Annotated in this window: 26 protein-coding genes; 21 read left to right on the plus strand and 5 right to left on the minus strand. The window is 62.2% G+C overall.

The window, feature by feature from the left end; genetic code table 11:
* Positions 1 to 34 precede the first annotated feature (34 nt).
* The 12 genes from nac (at position 35) to CKW32_RS18535 (ending at position 9,685) form a co-directional block, all read left to right on the plus strand.
* Positions 35 to 940, plus strand: a complete 906-nt coding sequence (nac, locus tag CKW32_RS18480; protein ID WP_032887298.1) for a nitrogen assimilation transcriptional regulator NAC — start codon at positions 35 to 37, stop codon at positions 938 to 940.
* A gap of 114 nt (positions 941 to 1,054) precedes the next feature.
* A complete protein-coding gene (locus CKW32_RS18485; protein ID WP_095185625.1) occupies positions 1,055 to 1,462 on the plus strand; it encodes a biotin/lipoyl-containing protein in 408 nt (135 codons plus the stop codon).
* A 33-nt stretch (positions 1,463 to 1,495) separates the two neighbouring features.
* Positions 1,496 to 2,848 (plus strand): acetyl-CoA carboxylase biotin carboxylase subunit, encoded by a 1,353-nt coding sequence (accC, locus tag CKW32_RS18490; protein ID WP_095185626.1) that lies wholly within the window; start codon positions 1,496 to 1,498, stop codon positions 2,846 to 2,848.
* Entirely contained in the window at positions 2,845 to 3,501 is a 657-nt protein-coding gene (gene pxpB, locus CKW32_RS18495) for a 5-oxoprolinase subunit PxpB (RefSeq protein WP_032887265.1), read from the plus strand. The genes accC and pxpB overlap by 4 nt, the downstream gene beginning before the upstream one ends.
* Positions 3,498 to 4,472: a biotin-dependent carboxyltransferase family protein gene (locus CKW32_RS18500; protein WP_095185628.1), complete on the plus strand. Its 975-nt coding sequence runs from the start codon at positions 3,498 to 3,500 to the stop codon at positions 4,470 to 4,472. The genes pxpB and CKW32_RS18500 overlap by 4 nt, the downstream gene beginning before the upstream one ends.
* Positions 4,469 to 4,864, plus strand: coding sequence for a biotin/lipoyl-containing protein (locus CKW32_RS18505; RefSeq protein WP_095185629.1), 396 nt, complete (start codon positions 4,469 to 4,471; stop codon positions 4,862 to 4,864). Before CKW32_RS18500 ends, CKW32_RS18505 begins: the two co-directional genes overlap by 4 nt.
* A complete protein-coding gene (locus CKW32_RS18510; RefSeq protein ID WP_095185630.1) occupies positions 4,861 to 5,634 on the plus strand; it encodes a LamB/YcsF family protein in 774 nt (257 codons plus the stop codon). The genes CKW32_RS18505 and CKW32_RS18510 overlap by 4 nt, the downstream gene beginning before the upstream one ends.
* A gap of 93 nt (positions 5,635 to 5,727) precedes the next feature.
* A complete protein-coding gene (locus CKW32_RS18515) occupies positions 5,728 to 6,480 on the plus strand; it encodes an SDR family oxidoreductase (RefSeq protein ID WP_032887269.1) in 753 nt (250 codons plus the stop codon).
* A 109-nt stretch (positions 6,481 to 6,589) separates the two neighbouring features.
* A complete protein-coding gene (locus tag CKW32_RS18520; protein ID WP_095185631.1) occupies positions 6,590 to 7,291 on the plus strand; it encodes an amino acid ABC transporter permease in 702 nt (233 codons plus the stop codon).
* A 6-nt stretch (positions 7,292 to 7,297) separates the two neighbouring features.
* Complete coding sequence (locus CKW32_RS18525) at positions 7,298 to 8,041, plus strand: amino acid ABC transporter permease (protein ID WP_032887299.1); 744 nt, start codon at positions 7,298 to 7,300, stop codon at positions 8,039 to 8,041.
* 23 nt (positions 8,042 to 8,064) lie between these two features.
* The gene (locus tag CKW32_RS18530) at positions 8,065 to 8,793 is read left to right on the plus strand and encodes an amino acid ABC transporter ATP-binding protein (protein ID WP_177434288.1); all 729 of its coding nucleotides are present in this window, start codon (positions 8,065 to 8,067) and stop codon (positions 8,791 to 8,793) included.
* A 58-nt stretch (positions 8,794 to 8,851) separates the two neighbouring features.
* A complete protein-coding gene (locus CKW32_RS18535) occupies positions 8,852 to 9,685 on the plus strand; it encodes an ABC transporter substrate-binding protein (RefSeq protein WP_032887272.1) in 834 nt (277 codons plus the stop codon).
* Positions 9,686 to 9,736: 51 nt separating this feature from the next.
* Here the strand turns inward: CKW32_RS18535 and CKW32_RS18540 are convergent, their stop codons facing one another.
* The gene (locus CKW32_RS18540; protein WP_095185633.1) at positions 9,737 to 10,945 is read right to left on the minus strand and encodes a DUF1835 domain-containing protein; all 1,209 of its coding nucleotides are present in this window, start codon (positions 10,943 to 10,945) and stop codon (positions 9,737 to 9,739) included.
* Between the two features lie 269 nt (positions 10,946 to 11,214).
* Between CKW32_RS18540 and CKW32_RS18545 the strand changes: the two genes are divergently transcribed.
* Positions 11,215 to 11,718 carry a hypothetical protein gene (locus tag CKW32_RS18545; protein WP_032887274.1) on the plus strand — a complete coding sequence of 168 codons (504 nt, stop codon included), beginning with the start codon at positions 11,215 to 11,217 and terminating at the stop codon, positions 11,716 to 11,718.
* 12 nt (positions 11,719 to 11,730) lie between these two features.
* Here the strand turns inward: CKW32_RS18545 and CKW32_RS18550 are convergent, their stop codons facing one another.
* Positions 11,731 to 12,807, minus strand: coding sequence for an aldo/keto reductase (locus tag CKW32_RS18550; protein ID WP_032887275.1), 1,077 nt, complete (start codon positions 12,805 to 12,807; stop codon positions 11,731 to 11,733).
* Positions 12,808 to 12,939: 132 nt separating this feature from the next.
* On the opposite strand from CKW32_RS18550, the gene CKW32_RS18555 reads away from it, so the two are divergent.
* On the plus strand, positions 12,940 to 13,617 hold the full coding sequence (locus CKW32_RS18555) for an ATP-binding cassette domain-containing protein (protein WP_095185634.1): 678 nt from the start codon (positions 12,940 to 12,942) through the stop codon (positions 13,615 to 13,617).
* Positions 13,614 to 14,405: an iron export ABC transporter permease subunit FetB gene (gene fetB / locus CKW32_RS18560; RefSeq protein ID WP_095185635.1), complete on the plus strand. Its 792-nt coding sequence runs from the start codon at positions 13,614 to 13,616 to the stop codon at positions 14,403 to 14,405. Before CKW32_RS18555 ends, fetB begins: the two co-directional genes overlap by 4 nt.
* A 77-nt stretch (positions 14,406 to 14,482) precedes the next feature.
* On the opposite strand, the gene CKW32_RS18565 is transcribed toward fetB, so the two are convergent.
* Positions 14,483 to 15,535, minus strand: a complete 1,053-nt coding sequence (locus CKW32_RS18565; protein WP_095185636.1) for an L-idonate 5-dehydrogenase — start codon at positions 15,533 to 15,535, stop codon at positions 14,483 to 14,485.
* Positions 15,536 to 15,549: 14 nt separating this feature from the next.
* Positions 15,550 to 16,323 carry a glucose 1-dehydrogenase gene (locus tag CKW32_RS18570; RefSeq protein WP_095185637.1) on the minus strand — a complete coding sequence of 258 codons (774 nt, stop codon included), beginning with the start codon at positions 16,321 to 16,323 and terminating at the stop codon, positions 15,550 to 15,552.
* Between the two features lie 135 nt (positions 16,324 to 16,458).
* Here CKW32_RS18570 and CKW32_RS18575 point away from each other — a divergent pair, with 135 nt between their 5' ends.
* The 6 genes from CKW32_RS18575 (at position 16,459) to CKW32_RS18600 (ending at position 21,559) form a co-directional block, all read left to right on the plus strand.
* Positions 16,459 to 17,331, plus strand: coding sequence for a LysR family transcriptional regulator (locus tag CKW32_RS18575; protein ID WP_095185656.1), 873 nt, complete (start codon positions 16,459 to 16,461; stop codon positions 17,329 to 17,331).
* Between the two features lie 106 nt (positions 17,332 to 17,437).
* The gene (locus tag CKW32_RS18580; RefSeq protein ID WP_095185638.1) at positions 17,438 to 18,070 is read left to right on the plus strand and encodes a glutathione S-transferase family protein; all 633 of its coding nucleotides are present in this window, start codon (positions 17,438 to 17,440) and stop codon (positions 18,068 to 18,070) included.
* Positions 18,071 to 18,088: 18 nt separating this feature from the next.
* Positions 18,089 to 18,997 (plus strand): LysR family transcriptional regulator, encoded by a 909-nt coding sequence (locus CKW32_RS18585; protein WP_032887281.1) that lies wholly within the window; start codon positions 18,089 to 18,091, stop codon positions 18,995 to 18,997.
* Complete coding sequence (locus CKW32_RS18590) at positions 18,997 to 19,881, plus strand: LysR substrate-binding domain-containing protein (RefSeq protein WP_095185639.1); 885 nt, start codon at positions 18,997 to 18,999, stop codon at positions 19,879 to 19,881. Before CKW32_RS18585 ends, CKW32_RS18590 begins: the two co-directional genes overlap by 1 nt.
* A gap of 80 nt (positions 19,882 to 19,961) precedes the next feature.
* The gene (locus CKW32_RS18595) at positions 19,962 to 20,894 is read left to right on the plus strand and encodes a pyridoxamine 5'-phosphate oxidase family protein (protein WP_095185640.1); all 933 of its coding nucleotides are present in this window, start codon (positions 19,962 to 19,964) and stop codon (positions 20,892 to 20,894) included.
* A 167-nt stretch (positions 20,895 to 21,061) separates the two neighbouring features.
* Positions 21,062 to 21,559 carry a hypothetical protein gene (locus CKW32_RS18600; protein ID WP_095185641.1) on the plus strand — a complete coding sequence of 166 codons (498 nt, stop codon included), beginning with the start codon at positions 21,062 to 21,064 and terminating at the stop codon, positions 21,557 to 21,559.
* Between the two features lie 32 nt (positions 21,560 to 21,591).
* Here CKW32_RS18600 and CKW32_RS18605 read toward each other — a convergent pair whose 3' ends face one another.
* Positions 21,592 to 22,059, minus strand: a complete 468-nt coding sequence (locus tag CKW32_RS18605) for an Sbal_3080 family lipoprotein (protein ID WP_095185642.1) — start codon at positions 22,057 to 22,059, stop codon at positions 21,592 to 21,594.
* Positions 22,060 to 22,385 lie beyond the last annotated feature (326 nt).

The raw sequence follows: 22,385 nt of genomic DNA on the forward strand, positions 1-22,385 counted from the left end.
GGCATCACTTGTCCCTTACATGAGCACCGCCATTTTGAACCTGCGTCGATTGAAGTATTTCGTAAAACTGGTCGACATCGGCAGCATGACCCAGGCCGCTGATGTGTTGCATGTGGCGCAACCGGCGTTGAGTCAGCAACTGGCAACCCTGGAAGCCGAGTTGCAACAACAATTGCTGATCCGCACCAAGCGCGGCGTGACGCCGACTGAGGCGGGCAAGGTGTTGTATGGCCATGCGCAAATTATCCTGCGCCAGTGCGAACAGGCTCAGAGCGATATCAATGCCACCGGCCATGCCTTGTCCGGGCAGGTGTCGGTGGGGCTGGCGCCGGGGACGGCGGCGTCGACGTTGTCGCTGCCGTTGCTGCGCACCGTGCGCGAACGTCACCCCGGCATCCTGCTGTACCTCAATGAAAACTTCGGCACCACGTTGAGCGAACTGATCATGAACGGCCGCATGGACATGGCCGTGCTTTACGGCGGGCGGGAGGTGCATGGTTTGAGTTTTGTCTCGCTGCTGCGCGAGCCGCTGTACCTGGTGAGTGCCGACCCGGCCATTGCCAGTCGCGAAGACATCCCGCTGGCCGAGTTGGCCGACATGGACATGCTGTTGCCGCGCCCCTACAACGTCATGCGTCGGATGGTGGACGAAGCCTTCCTGCGTATCGGCCTGGGTGTGCGGGTAGTGGCCGAGATTGAATCGTCCACCACGCTCACCGCCGCCGTGGCCGACCACTTCGGTTCGACCATCCTGCCTGAGTCGTCGGCGCGGGTCATGGCCGCGGACCCTTCGGTGCATATGTGCCGCATCGTCGAGCCCGAGGTGGAGGCGCCGTTGGCGTTGTGCCTGTCCGGGCATTTGCCGTTGTCCGTGCCGGCCCAGGCGGTCAAGGCGATTCTGCTGGAGCTGGTGGCGCAGATGCGTGGCAGCGCCGTGTGAGGCGTCATAAGGTCGGCTTATCACCCCAAAGCCAAAGCGTCTTGGCCGCGTTTCGAGGGGCTCGGTAGATTGGGCTCATCCACTCAAGACACGCTCGACAGGCAGGGGCCATACATGGATTCAGCACGTATCAAGGGGTTGATGGATTTGCTGGCCGAATCCGATCTGCTGGAACTGAGCCTCACCGAAGGCGACAGCACGCTGCGGCTGTTCAAGCAGGCGGGGCAGGGGACCACCAGCGTTGCACCCACCGTGGTCGCAGCCCCCAAAGCTGCACCGGCTGCCAGCGCCGTTGAAGTCAAAGCCAGCCTTTATGGCGTGCTGCACCTGACGCCCGCCGTCGGTGAGCCGCCTTTTGTGACCGTGGGGCAAAGCATCGAGACCGGCCAGACCGTGGCGGTGATCGAGGCGATGAAGATGTTCCACCCGGTAAAGGCCAAGGTGGCGGGCCAGGTGGTTGAGATCCTGGTCGAGGCCGGGGTTGAAGTCGACGCCGGCCAGTCGCTGTTCCGGCTCGGTTGACCCTTACGCGTATTCGTTATTCAGGTGAATCCAATGTTCGACAAAGTGCTGATCGCCAACCGTGGCGAAATCGCCCTGCGCATTCAGCGTGCCTGCCATGGCCTGGGCATCAAGACCGTAGCGGTGTTTTCCGAAGCGGACCGTCACGCCCACTACGTGCAAAACGCTGACGAATCGCTGTGCATCGGTCCGGCCGCGCCGGGCATGAGCTACCTCAACCAGACGGCGTTGCTGTTCGCCGCCAAGGTCACTGGCGCCCAGGCGATCCACCCTGGCTACGGGTTCCTTTCGGAAAACGCCGGGTTTGCCGAGCGCATCGAAACCGCCGGCCTGACCTTTATCGGCCCGAGCGCAGCCTGCATCCGCACCATGGGCGACAAGGTGGCCGCCAAGCGTGCCATGCGTGAAGCCGGTGTGCCGTGCGTGCCGGGGCCTGATTCGACAATGCCTACCGACGACGCCAGCATTCTCGCCATCGCTGCCGAGATCGGTTACCCAGTGATCGTCAAAGCCGCTGGTGGTGGCGGTGGTCGCGGCATGCGCGTGGTGCAGGCCGAAGCCGAGTTGCTCGCTGCCATCGCGCTCACCCGTGAAGAGGCGCGGTTGGCGTTCGGCAACCCGGAGCTGTATATCGAGAAATTCCTCGGCCACCCGCGGCATGTGGAAATCCAGGTGCTGTGTGATGCCCACGGCCATGCGATCTGGCTCGGCTGCCGCGACTGTTCCCTGCAACGCCGCCACCAAAAAGTTTTGGAAGAAGCACCCGCACCGGGCATCGATCCCGCATTGATCGCCAAGGTCGGCGAACGCTGCGCCGAGGCCTGCCGCCAGATTGGCTATCGCGGTGTGGGCACGTTTGAGTTCTTGTACGAAGACGGCGAGTTCTTTTTCATCGAGATGAACACGCGTCTGCAAGTCGAACACCCGGTCACTGAAATGACCACCGGCATCGACATCGTGCAGCAGCAACTGCGCATGGCCCGCGGCGAAGTGTTGGGCTTGCGCCAGGAGGATGTGCAGTTGAACGGCCACTCTCTGGAGTGCCGCATCAACGCCGAAGACCCGATCACCTTTATGCCCACACCCGGCTTGATTCAGCGTTGGGAAGTGCCCGGCGGATTTGGCGTGCGGGTTGATTCCCATGTCACCACCGGCTACCGCGTCCCGCCGTACTACGACTCGATGGTGGCCAAGGTAATCACCCACGGCGCCACGCGGGAAGAGGCGTTAGCGCGGATGCGCCTGGCCCTGAGCGAAATGATCGTGGACGGCATCAGCACCAATATCCCGTTGCACCGAGACATTCTCGACGATCCGGCATTCTGCGCCGGCGGTGTCGACATTCATCACCTGGAGCGCTGGTTGCAGCAAAGGAGCCCGACATGAACACCGCACCTTCCATCAGCCTGCTGGGCTCCAGCGCGTTGCTGTTCGAGGCGCCGGGCGAGCTCGACCTGGCCCCGCAGCAGCGTATCTGGCGCCTGGCCCTGCAAGCGGGCGAATGGCCGGAAATCCACGAAGCCGTGCCGGGCATGAACAACCTGATGCTGACGTTCCTCACGCCGCCCCGTGAACTCAACGGCGTGTGCCAGCGCCTGCTGGATGCCTGGGAACAGAGCCAACCGCTGCCCCTGGAAGGGCGAATTGTCGAGTTGCCGGTGGTGTACGGCGGCGAATTCGGCCCGCACATGGCAGACGTGATCGCCCACACCGGGCTGGATATCGAGACCATTGCCAACCTGCATTGCGAGCCGCTGTACCCGGTGTACGCCCTGGGCAGCCACCCCGGTTACTGCTACCTCGGCGGCATGGATCCACGCCTGGCCACGCCCCGTCGCCAGGTGCCGGTGCTGAATATCGGTGCGGGCTCGGTGTCCATCGGCGGCGTGCAGACGGGCGTCTCCGCCTCGGCCGGCCCCAGCGGCTGGAACACCATCGGCCGCACCGAGATGGCTTTTTTCGACCCCGCCCAAACCCCGCCTGCCATCTTGCGGCCGGGTGATTTCCTGCGCTTGCGCATCGAGAGGATCATTCGATGATCGAGATTCTATCGGCCACCGCCCTGGCCACCGTGCAGGACCTCGGTCGTTTCGGCAGCCTGGGTTACGGCGTAGGTACCTCGGGCGCCATGGACCATCTGGCCCTGGCCTTGGGCAACTTGCTGCTGGGCAATCCCGAAGACGCCGCTGCGATTGAAATCCCGCTGTTTACGTTTGAAGTTCGCCTGATGCAGGACTGCGCCTTTGCCCTGACCGGCGCCGCCTGCGACGCCACGCTGGACGGCCAGCCGTTGCCGCCGAACTGGGTTTGCCAAGGGCGAGAGGGTCAAGTGTTGAGCCTGGGGTATCCGACGTCTGGCAGTCGCGCTTATCTGTGTTTGGCGGGGGGCGTGGACGTGCCGTCGGTGCTGGGTTCACGCAGCACGCAATTGCGTGGCGAGTTCGGTGGTTTGGACGGCCGGGCGTTGCAGCAGGGCGATCGACTCGCTGCCTTGCGACCAGGCCTCAGCACCTTGGCGCTGGACTTCGGCGTTTTGGCGCCCAGTCTCTCGCTGCCGTTACAGGTAGACGGCGTGCCCGCGATGCGCGTGCTGCCCGCCGCTGAATACGAGCGCTTCCAGGAAACCTCCCGCGCCGCGTTCTGGTCTGGCGAGTGGAAGATCACCACCCAGAGCAATCGCTATGGCTACCGCATGGAAGGTGAACCGCTGCTGCCCATCGCACCGATGGAAATTCGCTCCCACGGCATCGTGCCCGGCGTGATCCAGGTGCCCCATGGCGGTCAGCCGATCATCCAGATGCGCGACGCGCAGCCCAGCGGCGGCTACCCCAAATTCGGCAGCGTGATCGAGGCTGACCTATGGCGTTTGGGGCAGGCGCCGATCGGCAGCAAAGTGCGCTTTATCGAGTGCAGTTATGAAGAGGCCGTTGACGCCTTGGAAACCAATCGACGTTACCTGCGTGAAGTCAGCCGTCTGGTGGAGCTGCACCGTCAAGGAGTGAAAGCATGACGCTTGAAGAGATTCGCCAACTGGCGCTGTGGCTCAAGGAACACCACTTGGCTGGCGCAGAGATGAGTAGCCCTGGCGTGCACCTGACCCTCAAGCGCGGTGCGCCTGCCGTCAGTGTGGTCACGCCAGTCGCGGCTGCGGTAGTGGATGACAAGGTGCTGCGCACCACCGGCCTGGGTCGTCTGCTGCTGACTCATCCGCAACAAAACCAGCCGTTCGTGGCTGTGGGCGATCAGCTTAGCGCCGGTCAACTGGTGGCCGTGCTGCAAGTGGGTGAGCTGTTGCTGCCTCAGCGCAGCCCGAAAGCCGCCAAGGTCGTGGATATACGCGTGCCGTGCGGCACCACCGTCGGCTACGGCGAAGCCTTTCTGGGCCTGGAGTATCCGGTATGAAGATCGATTTGAATGCCGACCTCGGCGAAGGCTTCGGCCCGTGGCGCATGGGCGAGGACGAAGCACTGATGAGCCTGATTTCCTCGGCCAACGTCGCCTGCGGTTATCACGCCGGCGACCCATTGATCATGGACACCACCGTACGCCTGGCAAAAGCCGGTGGCATCGACTTGGGCGCGCACGTGGGTTTCCCGGATTTGATGGGCTTCGGTCGTCGCCAAATGAACATCGAGATCAAGGAACTGGCCACCTATGTGATCTACCAGCTCGGTGCGCTGGCCGGGATGGCGGCCGTGAATGGCCATCGCATGACCCATATGAGCTTCCACGGCGCCCTGGGCAATATGGCCGCCGCCGATGCGGCGCTGGCCGAGCCGTTGGTGCGGGCGGTGGCGGCGTTCGACCCCACGCTGATCATCAGCTCTTCCAGCAGCCGCGCCATCGAAGGCGCGGCCGAAAAATGTGGTCTGCGCGTGGCCACGACGTTCCTCGCCGACCGCGCCTATGACGATGACTGCCTGCTGGTGCCACGCAAGGTCGAGGGCTCGGTAATCAAGGAGCCTGCGGCAGTCTTGCAACGGGTGCGGCAGTTGCTGGAGGAGGGCACCGTGGCCGCCCTGAGCGGCAAGGTGCTGCGGGTGCCGGCCCACTCGATCCTGCTGCACGGCGACACCCCCGGTGCGGTCGACCTGGCGCGCACCATTCGCCAGGAAATCGAGCAATTGGGCGGGCGGATTACCCCGATTTCCCAGCTGCTGGCGGCGTCATAAGCAGGCCTTATCGCCACACAATCATCGCGTCTTGGTCCAGCGCCTGAAGGCTGGATAGAGTCGAACCATAACCCGCGACACAAGGATCACCCCATGCCATTTTCCGACTACAAAACCGCACTGGTCACCGGCGCCTCATCGGGCATCGGTGCCGCCGTTGTGGAGCGTCTGTGCCAGGAAGGCGTGCAGGTGCATGCCCTGGCCCGCAGTGCCGACAAGTTGCAGGCACTGGCGGCAAAGACTGGCTGCATTCCCCACGCCATCGACGTGACCGATATTGCCGGCCTGACTCGGTTGTTCGCCGAAAACACCTTCGACATCCTGGTCAACAACGCCGGTGTCGATAAACCCGGCTCCTTGCTCAAGGCCGATGCCGACGGTATCGACCTGCTGATCGACGTCAACCTTCGCGCGGTGTTGCACCTGGCGCGCCTGGCGTTGCCGGGGATGGTCGAGCGCGACTGCGGGCACATCATCAACATCAGCTCGATTGCAGCGGCCTACAACTTTGGCGGCAACTCTACCTACCACGCGACCAAGGCCGCGGTGAGCATGCTCTCGCGTCAATTGCGCATTGATGCCTTCGGCAAGCGCGTGCGGGTTACCGAGATCTGCCCAGGCCGAGTGGCCACGGACATCTTTGCCCATGTGCATGGCGACTCCGAGGAGACCTACAAACGCTTCGTCGAAGGTTTTGAATTGCCCCAGGCCGAAGACATCGCCAACGCCATTGCCTTCGCGATTGCAGCGCCGATTGCCGTCAACGTCGGGCATATGGAAATCACCCCCACCCTGCAAGTGCCGGGCGGGCTTTCTACCGCGCGACCTCAGGATTATCAGGGCTGAAACCAGCCCTCTAAAACAGAACGGATCGATCCGTCATTGCTGCACCGCGCCACGGCCACGCCGGGTGACTTTGATTTCTGCCCTAGCCCAATGCCGATAGGGATTGACCATGAAGCAAGACTTCGATTTGGCCGCGATTCTGCAAGGCGAGTATGCCGAGCTGATCGTCAAGGGCATCGAAATGACCTTGCAGCTGGCGTTGTTCGCCTGGCTGCTGGCGATGGTGCTGGCGCTGACGCTGGTTACGGTGCGCCTGACCGGCAACAAGCTGGCCGACCGTCTGGTGGCGGGGTACGTGTCCTACCACCGCAACGTACCGACCCTGGTGCAACTGATGCTGTGGTACTTCGGTGTGCCCACGTTGCTCAGCGAATCCGCGCAACTGTGGCTGGCCAACCACAACACCGAATACCTGTTTTCGGTGATCGCCCTGGGCTTGTGCCAGGCCGCGTATTTCTGTGAAGACATGCGCAGCGGCCTGCGCGCCATTCCGGCCGGGCAGACCGAAGCGTCCAGAGCCCTGGGACTGGGCTACGTGCGCTCAATGCGCTACGTGATCCTGCCTCAGGGGGTGCGCAACTGCCTTCCGTCCTTGATCAACCACACCGTGTTGTTGTTCAAGAACACCAGCCTGGCCATGGCGATTGGTGTGATGGAGCTGACCTACGCCAGCCGCGAAGTGGAGAACTATACGTTCCGCACCTTCGAGTCGTACCTGGTGGCCACGGTGTTCTACCTGGTGTTTTCACTGCTGCTGATGGGCGCCGGGGCGTTGCTCGCTCGGCACTTCAGCAAAGCCCTGGCGAGGTAGATGGCGATGTTCGATATCGTTGAAATCCTGCAGAACAACTGGACGTTGTTCCTCATCGGTCAATACCCCCACGGCCCATTGGGTGGCCTGGCGAGCACCCTGATCCTGGCCGCGCTGGCATTGCTGTTGGCGTTCCCGTTCGGCTTGCTGCTGGCGCTGGCGCGGGTATCGCCGTGGAAAGGTTTGTACTGGGTCGCCACGGTGTGGGTCTACGTGCTGCGCGGTATTCCCTTGCTGATGGTGATCTTTTGGACGTACTTCCTGGTGCCGTTGCTGATCGGCCATAACATCACCGGCTTCATGACCATGCTCTGCACCCTGGTGATCTACCAGAGCGCCTACCTGTGCGAAATCATTCGCGGCGGCATCCAGGCCTTGCCGAGTGGGCAATACGAAGCGTCCCGCGCCCTTGGCCTGGGCTACGTGCGCACCACGCTCTGGGTGATCCTGCCCCAGGCACTGTACAACGCGTTGCCGAGCCTGATCAGCCAGTTCATCTCGATCATCAAGGAGACCTCACTGGGCTACGTGATCAACGTGCAGGAGGTGACGTTTGCCGCCAACCAAGTCAACAACCAACTGCTGACCAAGCCGTTCCAGGTGTTTTTCATCCTGGCGATCATCTACTACCTGCTGTGTTTCGGCCTGACCCGCCTGGCCGGTTATGTGGAACAGCGCATTGCGCGCAAGCGCCTGGGCGACGGAGGGCAAACCCTGCCTGGCCAACCGTTGCTGGCCACCGATAATTGAAGAGGGCTGCGCTCATGCATCCAATGATCATGTTTTCGAAAATCAATAAATGGTACGGCGAGTACCAGGCGCTCACTGACATCACGGCCGAAGTGCAACCCGGCGAAGTGGTGGTGCTGTGCGGCCCTTCGGGGTCGGGCAAATCCACCTTGATTCGCACGGTCAATCGCTTGGAAGACATCCAGGCAGGCCAGATCCTGTTCGACGGCCAGGACGTTCACGGCACCGACGCGCAGATCAACCGCCTGCGCAGCCGCGTGGGGTTTGTGTTCCAGAGCTTCAACCTGTTCCCGCACCTGTCGGTGCTGGAAAACATCACCCTGGCCCCCAACAAACTGCGCAACCTCAAGGGCGCGGCGGCCAAGCAAAAAGCCATGGAGTTGCTCGACCGTGTCGGCCTGGCCCACAAGGCCGGTGCTTACCCGGCGCAGTTGTCCGGCGGGCAACAGCAGCGCGTGGCAATCGCCCGCGCACTGGCGATGGAGCCGCCGGTGATGCTATTCGACGAGCCCACCAGTGCCCTCGACCCGGAAATGGTCGGCGAAGTGCTGAGCGTGATGAAGGGCTTGGCCAAGGACGGCATGACCATGATGTGCGTGACCCACGAGATGAATTTCGCCCGCGAAGTGGCCGACACCATCTGGTTTATGGATGCAGGGCAGATTCTGGAAAAGAGCAGCCCCGAGGCCTTCTTCACCCAGCCCTCGCACCCGCGAGCGCAACGTTTCATCGCCGACCTGCGGGCCCATTGAGCTGCGGCGGTTTTGCTCCCTCTGCCATTTTGCTGGTCCAACTTTCTGGAGATTTCCCATGGGTATGAAGCATCTGTTTACTGCGCTGGCGTTGGGGCCACTGGCAATCGCGGTCGCACAAGCCGACCAACTGAGCGACATCATGGCCAAGCAATCCTTGAGCTGTGGGGTGTACGCCGACGTCCCGCCATTTTCCGCACCGGACCCGAAAACCCGCGAGCTGGTCGGCATGGACGTCGACCTCTGCAAAGCCCTGGCCAAGACACTCGGCGTAGCCCTGGAACTCAAGCCACTGTCGGTTGAAGCGCGTATTCCTGAAGTGAAAATGGGCCGTGTCGATGTGATCTTCGCCAACCTGGCCTACACCAAGACCCGCGCCGACCAGATCCAGTTCAGCGACCCTTACTACATCGCCAAGGAAACCCTGGTGGTGCGCGCGGCGAATGCCGACCAGCCGAAAAGCTTCTTCAAGGACAAGCGCATCAGCTCCACCAAGGGCTCGACCTCCGAACAGTCGATCCGCCTTGCCGGCGCCACCCCGGTGACCTTCCAGGACACTGGCTCGGCCTACATGGCCCTGCAGCAGAACAAGGTCGTGGGCCTGGTGACCAACACCATGACCGCCCTCAAGCTGGTCAATCAGGCCAAGGCCGGTGGTGTGGAACTGGCGATTGCCAAAGAACCGATGGCCTTGGAGCCGATTGGTGCCGGTATGCGCCGCGACGAGCCGGCGTTTTTGGCCAAGGTCAATGAGTCGCTGATGGCGATGGAAAAGGCCGGGGAGATCGACGCGATCTGGGAGCGCTGGATCGGCCCGAACACCGAGTACAAGATGGTGCGCGAGGACAAGGTGCAGCCTTTGAGCGCGTTGAAGTTCGAGCCGTTGCCTTAAGGGTAATCGGTCACAAAAAAGCCCGCCGTGTGTCATGCACGGCGGGCTTTTTTACTGGGTGCTCCAGACAGGGTTCAGATCCTCATCAATCATCCAGTGCGGCTGGCCAGGTGTGATACGCACGCCGCCGACCCAGCGCTCATGTGCTGCATGGTCGGGCCAATGGGCTCGGCCATGGAGCACGTCCTGCCCCAAGGGGGTCAGCGCCAACATGCGTTGCGGCCATGGTTTTTGTGGGTCTGTCTCGGTCAGCAACGGCTTGTCGCCATCGATCAATGGCCGCAGCAGCACCTGAAACATCATGTCCCCCATGGACGGCAGCGGGTCGCGCTTGGCCATCAATTCGGCGAACACGCGACCGAACGGCAACGGCCCAGCTTCGGCGAGGTAGGTGAGGGACAGGCGCTCGGTCAGCGACAGACCATCGTGTGTTCCCGGCAATTCCTGCAACTGGCGCAACAGCGCCGGGGCAAGCAAGGGCAGGGCGGGGTGTTTGCCGTGGGCCAACGCTGCCCATGCGATGGGTGAACTGTCGCAATAGGCTGCCCAGGCCCGTTTGGCCAGTTGCACGGCCTCGTCGCCGATCAGTCTGCGTTGCGGCCAGAGCCAGGCGAGCACGTCCGGCGCCAGTTGGCCGATGCCGATAAAGCGCTCGACGCCGGGAATGCGGTCCACCTCGATCAGCTCCAGTTTGCCCGGTGCTTGTTCAAGACCGGCCAAGGCGCGGATCAGGAACAACTGGTCATAGGCATCTGCCTCACACCACAACACGCTGTGTTCGGCGCTGGCCAGGGTTTCGAGGTGGTTGTATTCATCGTCGACGCGGCGCGCTGCATCCGTTTCATTGATGGCAAAGGCTTGGCTGATAAAGGCACTGCGCATCGCACGAAATGCCGGGCTGGGCAGATCACGCACCGGCCCCATGCACAGCGGGTCGCTGAGCATGTGGAACCGGCCCTTGAACCCCGCCACCTGCAGGCTATGGGCGATGTCATTGCCGCAGCGCCAGTGGGTGGTGCGCGCTTCATCGCTGGCTGCAAAGTCGGGATGGCGGGCGGCGAAGTCAATGGCGTCGATATGAGCCTTGAGCTTGGGCCAACTGCTGAAACCCAGTTGTTTGGCCACCTGCCATTGGGCCTGGGACAGTGTGGCAGCCGGGTCTTGGCTTTTCAGGTGCCGCAACAGTTCCTTGGCGCGCTTGCGCTGCTGCTCAAGGTTGAGACGGCCATCGGTGTTGGAAGATAGGGGGCGTTGCGACATACGATCTCCTTGCACAGACCTTTTCCGCTTTAAGGTTGGGAGTCGTAGAAATGAGGTGAAGCTTGAGTGTCTTGGGCGCAGCCCTTTCCGCGGAAGGTGGCGTAGAGAGCGCCAGGCGGGAAATATAGGCAGTGTGGCGCTCGATTGCAAATCAGGTATGCGCCCCCGATAGGGTTTAAGAATCGTCTTAAAGTCATGCGCTCCTGCTGACGGTTACCGTGTGCACCGTTGAATGATCGACGTTGCTGCCCAACTGTCAGGGTTACCCTATGTCCACTAAAACGCTCCGCCTCTTGATTGCCGATGCTGACCTTCAGCAGCGGATCAGGATTGAGAAGATGCTCAACCTGATGGGCTATCACCGCATCGCGCCCTTGAGCTCGTTCGATGAGTTGCGCGTGCTGACGCGTTCGGGAGGCGTGGCATTCGACCTGTTGATCATCAACAGCGCATTGGTGAGTTCGCCGCAGGAGAACCTGCTGGAGTACTGCCACGCCAACCCGTTGATTCGTCACACGCTGATTTACGATGGGCAATGCACACCGCATGTGCTGGTAGCGGGCAATCAGCCGACCTTACACCTCTCAGTGCCGCACTTGCCGGACTTTATCGCGCTGCAGCATTGCATGGGGATCGTCGATCCTGCCCCTCGCATACGCGTGGGTAAGCGGCCGACCTTGCGCGTTGCTGACAGCCCCAATCCAGCATCGGCGCGCTTCCAGGGTGACCCGGCCTTGGTGGCGTGCGCAGTGGGGCTGTCGCCCAGGCGTTGAGGGGGTCAGGGGTTACTTGTCTTTGCGTGCATCCATGGTTTTCTGATGCTCGGCGAGGAACGGCTGCTCCGCCGGATCAAAGCGATCAATGCCGGCCGTAAAACGATGCCAGTACGGATACAACGGTTGGCGCCGTGTCACCGCTTCGATACGCGAGGACTGTTCGTCGGTGAGTTTCAGTTCGGTGGCCGCCAGGTTGTCGCGCAGATGCGCTTCAGTGCGGGCGCCGACGATCAGCGAGGTAATCCCCGGACGATCCTTGAGCCACGCCAGGCAGGTACGCGCCACCGACACGCCGTGTTCATCACCCACGGCGGCGAGGGTTTCGATGATGTCCAGCGCACGCTCCTGGTCATGCACGTAGGGTTCCGGCCAGTCGCTGCCCTGGCGGGTATTGGCCGGCGGTTTTTGCCCACGGCGCGTGGAGCCGGTCAGCAGGCCTTCGCCCATTGGCCCCCACACCAGGGTGCCGACGTTCTGATCCAGGGCCAACGGCAGCAACTCGTACTCGGCCTCGCGGGATTCCGGGGTGTAGTAGATCTGTTGGGTGATCGGCTTGAGCATGCCGTGCAGTTCGGCCTTGCCCAGGGTTTTCATCATCTGCCAGGCGGTGAAGTTGCTGGTGCCGAAGTAACGGATTTTCCCCGAGCCTACCAACAGCCGCAGGGCTTCGAGGGTTTCCTCGATGGGCGTCATGCCGTCCCAGTTGTGCAATTGGTAGAGATCGATGTGGTCGGTACCGAGGCGCTTCAAGCTGGCTTCGCAGGCGCGAATCAGGTGGTAGCGCGAGGAGCCGGAGTTGTTCGGGTTGCTGTCTACCGGGCTGCGGCCCTTGGTGGCCAGCAGGATATCGTTGCGTTTGTCACCCAGGGCCTTGCCGACCACTTCTTCGGCCAGACCGTGGGAATAGAGGTCGGCGGTGTCGACCATATTGACCCCGGCATCGAATGCGATATCGAACATGCGCTTGGCTTGGGGCACGTCCACCGATCCGCACTTTTCAAACTCGGCGCGACCGCCAAAGGGCACGGTGCCGAGGATGATTTCGGATACCAGCAGGCCCGAATGGCCCAGTTGTCGGTATTGCATGTCGTCTCCTACTTAACGTTGAACCTGAGTTTCTGAACAACGTGGGTGGCGATAGTTTGAATTTTTTCATGAAAACTTCCTGCGCCTGCTTCACCATTGCGCCCAACAGGTTTTAAGAGGAATACCGCGTCCATGAGCGCCCTGATAGAAACCCGCGCCCTCACGCGTATCGACGAGCGTCGCCAGGTGGCTTTGCTGCAACCCACGGATTTCACCTTGAAGCGCGCCGACCGCGTCTCCATCACCGGCTCATCGGGCTCTGGAAAAAGCGTCTTCCTGCGTGCGCTGGCTTTGCTCGATACGCCGAGTTCCGGGCAAGTGCTGTGGAACAACCAGCCGATCGTCAACGCGCAGATCCCCCATTACCGCAGCCATATCAGCTACCTGTCTCAACGCCCGGCGTTGCTCGAAGGCACGGTGGAGGACAACCTCAGGTTCCCGTTCAGCCTCAAGACGCTGCACCAACGCCGCTTTGACCAGGACGTGGTGACGACCTTGTTGGGGCATGCCGGCAAGGCAGCGGATTTTTTGACCAAGAACGCGTTGGACCTGTCGGGCGGTGAGTCCCAGGTGGTCTCGCTGATCCGCACACTGCAACTGAACCCCGAAGTGCTGTTGCTCGACGAGCCAACCGCCGCCCTCGACCCTGCGTCATCCCGTGATGTGGAAGCGCTGATCGACGCCTGGTTCGCCGGTAACAAGGCCCGCGCCTATATCTGGGTATCCCACGATCTGGATCAGGCACAGCGCATGAGTGACATCCACTTGCACATGAGTGCCGGTGTCCTCAGCGGAGCGGCCCAACCATGAATTATCAAAACCTCACCGCCCTGGACATGGGCATTGCCGCGTCGCTGATCCTGGTCAACGGCGCGCTGTCGTTGCTGCTGCGCCTGGGCCTTGGACGCCAGTTGTTATGGGCGGCGGTGCGCACCGTGGTGCAACTGCTGGCCATCGGTTACCTGCTGGGCTGGGTGTTTGAATTCGCCTATTGGTACGTGGTGCTGCCGCTGATGTGCGCCATGACCCTGATCGCCGGGCTTTCGGCGGCGGGACGTGGGCGGCGTACGTATCGGGGGCAGCGGGTCGACAGCATTCTGTCGGTGTGGGGCAGTTCGTGGCTGGTGACGGCGGTGGGCTTGTTTGCGGTGATCCGCATTCACCCATGGTACGAGCCGCAATACGCTGTCCCGATGCTTGGCATGATCCTCGGCAACACCTTGACCGGCGTGTCCTTAGGGATTGAGCGCATGACCCAGGAACTTACCTCGGGCCGCAACACCATCGAAATGATCCTGGCCCTCGGCGGCTCACGCTGGGAAGCCGCCCAGGAAGCCATTCGCCAGGCCGTGCGCGCCGGGATGATCCCCACGCTGAACCAGATGACCGTGGTCGGCATCGTCAGTCTGCCCGGCATGATGACCGGCCAAGTGCTGGCCGGAGAGAACCCTGTGGACGCGGTGCGGTATCAAATCGTGATCATGTTCTTGATCGCCGCGTCATCGGCGTTGGGCACGGTAGGGGCGGTGTTGCTTACCTATCGGCGGTTGTTTTCGGTGAGCCACCGCTTTTTGCGCGAGCGACTGGAAGAGCGCTGACAAACCAGCCCCTGTGGGAGCCAGCTTGCCGGCGATGGCGGTCTATCAGGCAACCTCAGGTTATCTGGCCCACCGCTTCAATCCACCTCCGCCACACCAAAATCGAGCACCACCTTCATCGCCTGGGTCTTGTCCGCAGCCAGTTCAAACGCCTGCACGGCTTGCTCGAACGGCACCGTATGGGAGATCACCGGCCGTACATCAATGACCTGGCGATTGAGCAAGTCCACCGCCTGGGCAAACTCACTGTGGAAGCGGAAGGTGCCGCGCAGGTCGATCTCGCGGCTGACCAGCAGGTTCAGCGGCAGCGACACTTCACCGCCCAACCCGACAGTGACCAGCACGCCGCGCGGGGCGATGCAGTCCAGGCCGTTGCGCAGGGCTTGGGCACTGCCGGAGACTTCGAACATCACCTCGAAGTAACCCTTCTCGGCGGTGTAGCGTTTGAGCGCATCGATGCCGTCGGCGATGTTATGGGTGCGCGTGGCGCCCATTTTTTCCGCACAGGCCAGTGCGCTGGCGGACAGGTCCACAGCGACGATTTCAGCGGCACCGGCGGCGCGCAGGCTGCCGATCAGCAGGTTGCCGATGGGGCCGCAACCGGTCACCAGTACGCGCTTGCCGAACACCGCGCCGGCCCGTTGGATCGCATGCAACCCGACCGACAACGGCTCGGCCAGCGCACCTTCGGCGAGGCTGACGTGATCGGCCAGCACATGTGCCTGATGCGTCTCGATTACCAGGCTCTGGCGAAACGCGCCCTGGATATGCGGGAAGGGCATCGCGCTGCCGTAAAAGCGCATGTTCAGGCAATGGTTGGGCAGGCCTTGATGGCAATAGCGGCAAGCGCCGCACGGGCGTGACGGCGATACGGCAATGCGCTGGCCGACCTTGAACTGGCCGGCGTCCGAGCCCACGGCGTCGATCACTGCCGATACTTCATGGCCGAGCACCATCGGCTCGCGCAGGCGCACAGTGCCGAAGCCGCCGTGCTGGTAATAGTGCAAGTCCGAGCCGCAGATACCGCCGCGGGCGATGCGTACACGCAGTTGCTCGGGCCCCAGAGCAGGGGGTTCGTCCTGGGGGCTCACCCGCAGGTCTTTTGAGGCGTGGCAGACAATGGCGTGCATAAGGTTCTCCAGGGTTACAGCGACGCGGTGATGCCACCGTCGACATACAGGATATGACCGTTGACGAAACTTGCGGCATCGCTGGCCAGAAACACCGCTGCACCGGCCAACTCGGCGACGTCGCCCCAGCGGCGGCTCGGTGTGCGCTGCACCAGCCAGTCGCTGAATTCGGGGTTGGCCACCAGGTTGGCGTTCAACTCGGTCTTGAAGTAACCGGGGCCGATACCGTTGACCGTCAGCCCGTGCGGGCCCCAGTCGATGGCCATGCCCTTGGTCAACATCTTCAACGCGCCTTTACTCGCCGCATACGGCGCGATGCCCGGGCGGCCCAATTCACTTTGCACCGAACAGATATTGATGATGCGCCCCCGTTTGCGCGGAATCATCGCCCGCGCCACGGCCTGACCCACCAGGAAGGCGCTGTCGAGGTTGGTGCTGATCAGTTCGCGCCAGTGCTGCTCGCTGTAGTTTTCCAGCGGCCCACGGCGTTGCATGCCGGCGTTGTTCACCAGGATGTCCAAGGGGCCGAGGCGTTCCTCGATTGTTGCCACCCCGTCCTGGATTGCTGCGCTGTCGGTCACGTCGAAGGCCTGGGTGTGCACCTCCAGGCCTTCGAGGGTCAGCAGGGCGGCGGCGTCACGCAATGTGCTGCGGTTACGCCCGTTGAGCACCACCCGTGCGCCCGCTTGGGCCAGGCCACGGGCGATGGCCAGGCCGATACCGGCACTGGAACCGGTGACCAGCGCCAGCCGGCCGTCGAGGCGAAAGGTGTCTAGAACGCTTTGCATGGGCATATTTCTCCGCGCGCGCTTGTGATAATCAAAACGCTGTCTGATGGGCTTAACTTCACCTCGGTGTAGGGCGCAGGTCCAATGTTCATTTATGATCGGCTGATCAATATCCGTGATAACCAGGAGGGCTGGATGGAACTCAAGCACTTGCGCGCTTTTGTGGTACTGGCCCAGGAGCTGCATTTCGGCCGGGCGGCGGGGCAGTTGTCGATTGTGCAACCGGCGCTGAGCATGCAGATCAAGCAACTCGAAAGTGGCTTGGGCGTACGCCTGCTGGACCGCAATCGGCACTCGGTGACATTGACCGATGCTGGCCGGGTGTTCCTGCCGGAGGCCCAGGCGACCCTGCACCAGGCCGCGCGGGCGGCGGAGGCGGCGCGGGCCTCCAACCGGGGGGAAATCGGCCGAGTGCGGCTGGGCTTTGTGTCGTCGGTATTGCCGCAACTGTTGCCCGAGTTGATCCGCGCGGTGCATCAGCGCTACCCGCGTATCGAGCTGGAACTCAAGGACATGCCCGGCCCCGATCAAGCCGCCGCGTTGAAGCATGGCCGCCTCGATTTCGGCTTGATGCGCCTGCCCGCCGCCTACCCCGGTGTGCAGACCCGCGTGGTGTTGCGCGAGCCGTTCTGTGTGGCCTTGCCGATGGATCATCCGTTGGCCGCACAGGATTCGATCCAGCCCGGCGATCTGCTCGGCGTGCCGGTGTACATCCTCGCGCGGCGCTATGCGCCGGGGTTCTACGACGAATTTATCCAGGCCGTGGGCATCCCGCTGCAGATCGCGTCCGAGCTGGGCGAGTTCACCACCATGCTCGCGCTGGTCTGTGCCGGGTTGGGCGTCGGCGTTTTGCCGCAGCAGGCTGCGCGGGCGTTGCCAGCCAACTGCGTGTCGCGGCCGCTGGTATTGGGAGCGTTCCAGGCCAGCACGGGGTTGGCTTGGACCGAGTTGGACAGCGCAGTGAAGACCACGCTGTTTACGCTGATCGTTGAACTGTTTGGCGAGTGATTGTTTCACCGGGTGAAATGCTGGATTGTAAAACCTGGTGATTCCATTGATCGGCGCAGCGGTGGAACATCTCAGGTGTCGGAACCCCCACCTTTTGGAGCCTTACATGTCCCAGCCTGCGATCAAACTCTATGGTTTTCCACTGTCCGGCCATTCCCATCGGGCCGAGCTGATGCTGTCCCTGCTGGGGCTGCCCACCGAATTCATCCTGGTGGACCTCAAGCAAGGCGCCCATAAATCCGCTGATTTCACGGCGACGATCAATCGCTTCGGCCAGGTGCCGGCGATTGACGATAACGGCACGGTGCTGGCGGACTCCAACGCGATCCTGGTCTACCTCGCCACGAAATACGGCAACGGCCACTGGCTGCCAAGCGACCCGGTGGGGCAGGCACGTGTACAGCGTTGGTTGTCGGCGGCTGCCGGACAGCTGCATGCCGGGCCCGCGACTGCACGCTTGGCCACGGTATTTGGCGCCGACGTGGACGCGGCGGCCGCCATCAGTCGCGCCCATGCCTTGTTGGAACTGGTGGAACAGCAACTGAGCGAAACCCGCTTCCTGGCTGGCGAGCAGCCGAGCATTGCAGATATCGCGTTCTACACCTACGTGGCCCATGCGCCGGAAGGTAATGTGTCGCTGGTCGACTACCCTAAGGTGCGCGCCTGGCTTGCCAGTATTGAGGCCCTGCCAGGTTTTGTGGGCATGCCGCGTACGGCGGTAGGTTTGCAATCACAGTAACCTTCCTGAGGCGCATCGATGGACCGATTTCACGAAATGCAGGTGTTCCTGGCGGTGGCCGAGGAGGAGGGTTTCGCTGCCGCCGCGCGCCGCCTGAACACCTCGCCGCCTAGCGTGACCCGCGCCATCGCGGCCATGGAACAACGCATCGGCACCCAACTGCTGGCGCGCACTACGCGCAGCTTGCACCTGACCGAAGCCGGCCAGCGTTACCTCGCAGATTGCCGGCGCATCCTCGCCGAGTTGGACGAAGCCGAAGAAGCGGCGGCGGGCAGTTATTCGATCCCCTGTGGCCACCTTACGGTGACCGCACCGGTGCTGTTTGGCGAGCTGTATGTGGCGCCGGTGCTGGGTGACTATCTCGACCGCTTTCCCCAGGTGAACATCAATGCCTTGCTGGTGGATCGGGTGGTCAACATGGTCGACGAAGGGATTGATGTGGCTGTGCGTATCGGCCATCTGCATGAACCGGGGCAACAGGCGATCAAGGTGGGCGAGGTGCGCCGTGTGGTGTGCGCGTCGCCTGGTTATCTCGACCAGCACGGTCGCCCGCTGCACCCCGAGCAATTGCGTGCAGCGCAAATCATCGGCCTATCCTCCAGCCATTTGGTCAGTGAGTGGGCGTTTGTCGACGCCGGCCAGCCGCTGACGGTACCCATCGAACCACGCTTGGTGGTCTCGGCGAACAACGCGGCGATTAACCTGGCGCGCCTGGGGTGGGGCATGACCCGTGTGCTGTCGTATCAAGTCGCGGCAGCGGTGGCGGCCGATGAACTGGAGATTGTGCTGGAGGCTTTTGAACCGGCGCCGCTGCCGATCCAGGTGGTGTTCCAGAGCAGCGGGCGTGTGCCGGCCAAGGTCAGTACGTTTGTGGATTTTCTCAGCCAGCGCCTGGGCCAGGACGCCGCGCTCCAACGGCACGGCTGATGGAGCGCTTTCGCGATATGCAACTGTTCGCCGCCATGGCCGGGCAACCGAGCCTGGCATCGGCGGCGCGCCGTGCGTGCGTCTCCGGCCCGACCTTGGTACGTGCCATTGCGCGGTTGGAAGCACGCCTGCACGTGACGTTGCTGCAACGCAGCACCCAAGGCGTGAGCCTTACGGACGCCGGCAGCGCCTACCTGGCCGACTGCCTGCGACTGCTGGCCAGCGTGGACGCCGCCGAAGCCTCGGCCAAGGGCGCGCATGTGCAGGCTCAGGGCAATCTGCGGGTGTTCTTGCCGCTGTTGTTCAGCCGTTACCTGATGGCGCCGGTGTTGGCCGACTATCTGGAGCGGTACCCCGACATGCGCGTAGTGGCGCGTTATCACGACTATGACCCCAACCTGCATGAGGAGGGCCTGGACGTGGCGATCCTGGTGGGCGAGCTGCCCAGCTCGTCACTGATCGCGCGGCCGCTCGGGCAGGTGCGGCAACTCCTTTGCGCCAGCCCCGATTATCTCGCCACCCACGGCGAGCCCCGGCACCCGAGCGAGCTCAAGCAGCATCGGCTGATCGCCAGTGCCGAGCACGTGCATTGGGATTTCCCAGGCTATTTGCTCAAGGCGCGTGCGCGGTTGAGTTGCTCCACGGTACAAGGCGCAATCAATGCCGCCGTGCTGGGGGCGGGCGTGGTGCGTTGCCTGAGCTACCCGCTGCACGCGCCGTTGGGCAGCGGGCAATTGCGCCGGATCTTGCCGGCCTATGAAGGGCCGCCGCTGCCAGTCAATGTGGTGTATCGCGAGGGCCGCAACGCGCCGATGCGTGTGCGCAGTTTTGTCGACCATTGCGTGGCGGCGTTGCGGGAACACCCAGCATTTCAGTTGGCGTAACAGTGGATTGTCTGGGGTGGTTATTCCCTCTGTTGGCGGGCAGGGCGCAGCATCGCAGCATCTAACGGGAGGTCATCGCCATGAATCCAATCGAACTATCCCCCTGGCATGCCGGCGAACGGCAGATGCAGGAAAGCGCCGGCGTCGCTGAGCGCATGGCTGTGGTCGGGCCCAAAGTAATTCGTGATCACTTGCCTGAGCAGCACCGGGATTTCTACCCTTTGCTGCCATACCTGTTGCTGGGTGTGGTGGACGAACAGGGCATTCCGTGGGCGACGATGATTGAGGGCGCACCGGGTTTCGCCCATTCGCCCGAGCCGCAGACCCTGCAGATCGACAGTCTGCCCAATACCAGCGACCCCGCTCGCAATGCCGTGCGGCAAGGAGCGTCCGTGGGGCTGCTGGGCATCGACCTCAACACCCGCCGCCGCAACCGCATGAACGGCCGCATCGGCGCCCTGGATCACGAGGGTTTTTCGGTGGACGTGGTGCATACCTTCGGCAACTGCCCTAAATACATCCAACTGCGGCCGGTGGACGGTATCGCGCGCAAACCCGGCACCGTGGCCGAGCGCTCCAGCAACCTCGACGCTGGCGCCCAAGCGATGATCCGCAACGCCGACACCTTCTTCGTCGCCAGCTATGTGGACGCTGAAGGCGAACGTTCGGTGGACGTGTCCCATCGCGGCGGCAACACCGGCTTTGTGCGTGTCGACGGCAACGTGCTGACCATCCCGGATTTTGCCGGCAACCTGTTCTTCAACACCCTGGGCAACCTGGCAGCCAACCCGGTGGCGGGTCTGCTGTTCATCGACTTTGACTCGGGCGACGTATTGCAGATTGCCGGAAGCACCTCGCTGATCCTCAGCGGTCCCGAAGTGGCAGCGTTTGAAGGCGCGCAGCGGTTGTGGACGGTGACCGTGGAACACGTGGTAAGGCGCTCGGCGGCGTTGGCGTTGCGTTGGGAGTTTGAGCAGTTTTCGCCGTTCAGTCTGGCGATGGGGGGGTGGTAGTGCGCGTGCCGTTCTGGTCGAAGTGAACCTTGTACTAATGACCACAGGTAATAAGAAACGCGTGTTTAAACCTGTCATAAGTCACAGGTTACAACTCACGTTTATTCCACTTCAATACCGGTTGAAAGCGCGGCGACCTCACATTGATAGTGGAGCGGGAGATCAACATGTTTGAAGACATCGAACTGTATAAGTCTAATAAAGGGACGGCCACCGGTACCATGAACGGCAAGGTCGTCAGCCTGAGCGATGATCAAACGTATCCCTTTAAGGCGACATGGATCTACCGTGACAACCAAAATGGGACGTTGAGTTTCCGTGGCACAGTGGATGATCTGGAAAGCCCTGGTCGGACATCGCTCATTGGACTGGCACTCACTCCTGAGAGCGCTCCCAGCGGCACCTATAGTATCGGCATAAACCCTGAGAGCGCTCACAGCGACACCTGTAGTGTCGGCGCAAACCCTGTGACGCTGACGTTGCTTTACATGACTTTTATCCGAGACACCGGTGTCACCACAGATTACGAAGGGATTGAGGGTTGGGTTGAGTTGAAAAGCGCCTACCCTGAAAAGCCGATCAGCGGAAAGCTGTGGTTTAAAACAAGACCACGCGTGGGACGTGCGTACGAGGTCGAGCTGGACTTCAATATCCCAGACTTTTAAGACGTAGAGCTTCAGGTGCTTGTCTGTTGAATTCAGTCTGGCACTGAGGGAAGGTCAGGCCGGGTCGTACCGTAGACCACTTCCGGGAACAGCTGGTTGGTCATCTCGATGATCTTGTTCTGTGCGTCGATAAACTTGCCCATCCGTGCGCCACCTGAAGTCGAGTCGTACAGCGCCTGGCCGACCTGGCGGCCGTTCTCGAACACCTGGATCTGGGCAAAGCTCATGTACAGCGCCATATCCCAGCTCCATTTGCCAATGTAGGTGGTCGACAACGCACAGCTGGCAGGCGGGCTCCCGGGCGGCAATTCGCGGGTGTGAAAACCTTTGCTGCGCAGTTGCGCGGTGTAGGTGGTGTTGAATCCTTCGCGCAGGCCTTCTGCGGGGATCGTGCAGATCTCCGGGGACTGGGTGGTGGACAGGGAAACTGGGGTGACGGTTTGCGTGATGCTGCAGCCGGTAAGGGCCAGGGCAAGTGCGGGAGCTGCGATCAGGTGCATAGAGACGTCCATGTGGGGAGTAATGGCTGGATGATAGCAGTGAAGTCCTGATGACGATTACGATCTCCAGTCCTTAGCGTCGCGAGTGCACACATTGTGTTGTGGCAAGCGGGCTCTGTGTAGTGAGCAGGCTTGCCCTGCGCTGGGTTGCGCAGCAGCCCCAAAACCCATCACCGCGGAGTGTCTGGCAAACGGCATTCCTCAGTACTGGGGCCGCTTCGCAGCCCAGCGCAGGGCAAGCCTGCTCACCACAATAAACCTGCTCACGTCCATGTGGGGAGTAATGGCTGGATGATCGCAGTGAAGTCCTGAGGGCGATTACGATC

Origin of the sequence: Pseudomonas sp. Irchel 3H9, assembly GCF_900187495.1 — a bacterium.
Lineage (GTDB): Bacteria > Pseudomonadota > Gammaproteobacteria > Pseudomonadales > Pseudomonadaceae > Aquipseudomonas > Aquipseudomonas sivasensis.

What these genes read in the sequence shown, in the direction of transcription:
- CKW32_RS18485 (WP_095185625.1), top strand. Translation starts at nt 1,055, where the DNA reads ATGGATTCAGCACGTATCAAGGGGTTGATGGATTTGCTGGCCGAATCC.
- accC (WP_095185626.1), top strand. Translation starts at nt 1,496, where the DNA reads ATGTTCGACAAAGTGCTGATCGCCAACCGTGGCGAAATCGCCCTGCGC.
- pxpB (WP_032887265.1), top strand. Translation starts at nt 2,845, where the DNA reads ATGAACACCGCACCTTCCATCAGCCTGCTGGGCTCCAGCGCGTTGCTG.
- CKW32_RS18500 (WP_095185628.1), top strand. Translation starts at nt 3,498, where the DNA reads ATGATCGAGATTCTATCGGCCACCGCCCTGGCCACCGTGCAGGACCTC.
- CKW32_RS18505 (WP_095185629.1), top strand. Translation starts at nt 4,469, where the DNA reads ATGACGCTTGAAGAGATTCGCCAACTGGCGCTGTGGCTCAAGGAACAC.
- CKW32_RS18510 (WP_095185630.1), top strand. Translation starts at nt 4,861, where the DNA reads ATGAAGATCGATTTGAATGCCGACCTCGGCGAAGGCTTCGGCCCGTGG.
- CKW32_RS18515 (WP_032887269.1), top strand. Translation starts at nt 5,728, where the DNA reads ATGCCATTTTCCGACTACAAAACCGCACTGGTCACCGGCGCCTCATCG.
- CKW32_RS18520 (WP_095185631.1), top strand. Translation starts at nt 6,590, where the DNA reads ATGAAGCAAGACTTCGATTTGGCCGCGATTCTGCAAGGCGAGTATGCC.
- CKW32_RS18525 (WP_032887299.1), top strand. Translation starts at nt 7,298, where the DNA reads ATGTTCGATATCGTTGAAATCCTGCAGAACAACTGGACGTTGTTCCTC.
- CKW32_RS18530 (WP_177434288.1), top strand. Translation starts at nt 8,065, where the DNA reads ATGATCATGTTTTCGAAAATCAATAAATGGTACGGCGAGTACCAGGCG.
- CKW32_RS18535 (WP_032887272.1), top strand. Translation starts at nt 8,852, where the DNA reads ATGGGTATGAAGCATCTGTTTACTGCGCTGGCGTTGGGGCCACTGGCA.
- CKW32_RS18540 (WP_095185633.1), bottom strand. Translation starts at nt 10,945, where the DNA reads ATGTCGCAACGCCCCCTATCTTCCAACACCGATGGCCGTCTCAACCTT.
- CKW32_RS18545 (WP_032887274.1), top strand. Translation starts at nt 11,215, where the DNA reads ATGTCCACTAAAACGCTCCGCCTCTTGATTGCCGATGCTGACCTTCAG.
- CKW32_RS18550 (WP_032887275.1), bottom strand. Translation starts at nt 12,807, where the DNA reads ATGCAATACCGACAACTGGGCCATTCGGGCCTGCTGGTATCCGAAATC.
- CKW32_RS18555 (WP_095185634.1), top strand. Translation starts at nt 12,940, where the DNA reads ATGAGCGCCCTGATAGAAACCCGCGCCCTCACGCGTATCGACGAGCGT.
- fetB (WP_095185635.1), top strand. Translation starts at nt 13,614, where the DNA reads ATGAATTATCAAAACCTCACCGCCCTGGACATGGGCATTGCCGCGTCG.
- CKW32_RS18565 (WP_095185636.1), bottom strand. Translation starts at nt 15,535, where the DNA reads ATGCACGCCATTGTCTGCCACGCCTCAAAAGACCTGCGGGTGAGCCCC.
- CKW32_RS18570 (WP_095185637.1), bottom strand. Translation starts at nt 16,323, where the DNA reads ATGCAAAGCGTTCTAGACACCTTTCGCCTCGACGGCCGGCTGGCGCTG.
- CKW32_RS18575 (WP_095185656.1), top strand. Translation starts at nt 16,459, where the DNA reads ATGGAACTCAAGCACTTGCGCGCTTTTGTGGTACTGGCCCAGGAGCTG.
- CKW32_RS18580 (WP_095185638.1), top strand. Translation starts at nt 17,438, where the DNA reads ATGTCCCAGCCTGCGATCAAACTCTATGGTTTTCCACTGTCCGGCCAT.
- CKW32_RS18585 (WP_032887281.1), top strand. Translation starts at nt 18,089, where the DNA reads ATGGACCGATTTCACGAAATGCAGGTGTTCCTGGCGGTGGCCGAGGAG.
- CKW32_RS18590 (WP_095185639.1), top strand. Translation starts at nt 18,997, where the DNA reads ATGGAGCGCTTTCGCGATATGCAACTGTTCGCCGCCATGGCCGGGCAA.
- CKW32_RS18595 (WP_095185640.1), top strand. Translation starts at nt 19,962, where the DNA reads ATGAATCCAATCGAACTATCCCCCTGGCATGCCGGCGAACGGCAGATG.
- CKW32_RS18600 (WP_095185641.1), top strand. Translation starts at nt 21,062, where the DNA reads ATGTTTGAAGACATCGAACTGTATAAGTCTAATAAAGGGACGGCCACC.
- CKW32_RS18605 (WP_095185642.1), bottom strand. Translation starts at nt 22,059, where the DNA reads ATGCACCTGATCGCAGCTCCCGCACTTGCCCTGGCCCTTACCGGCTGC.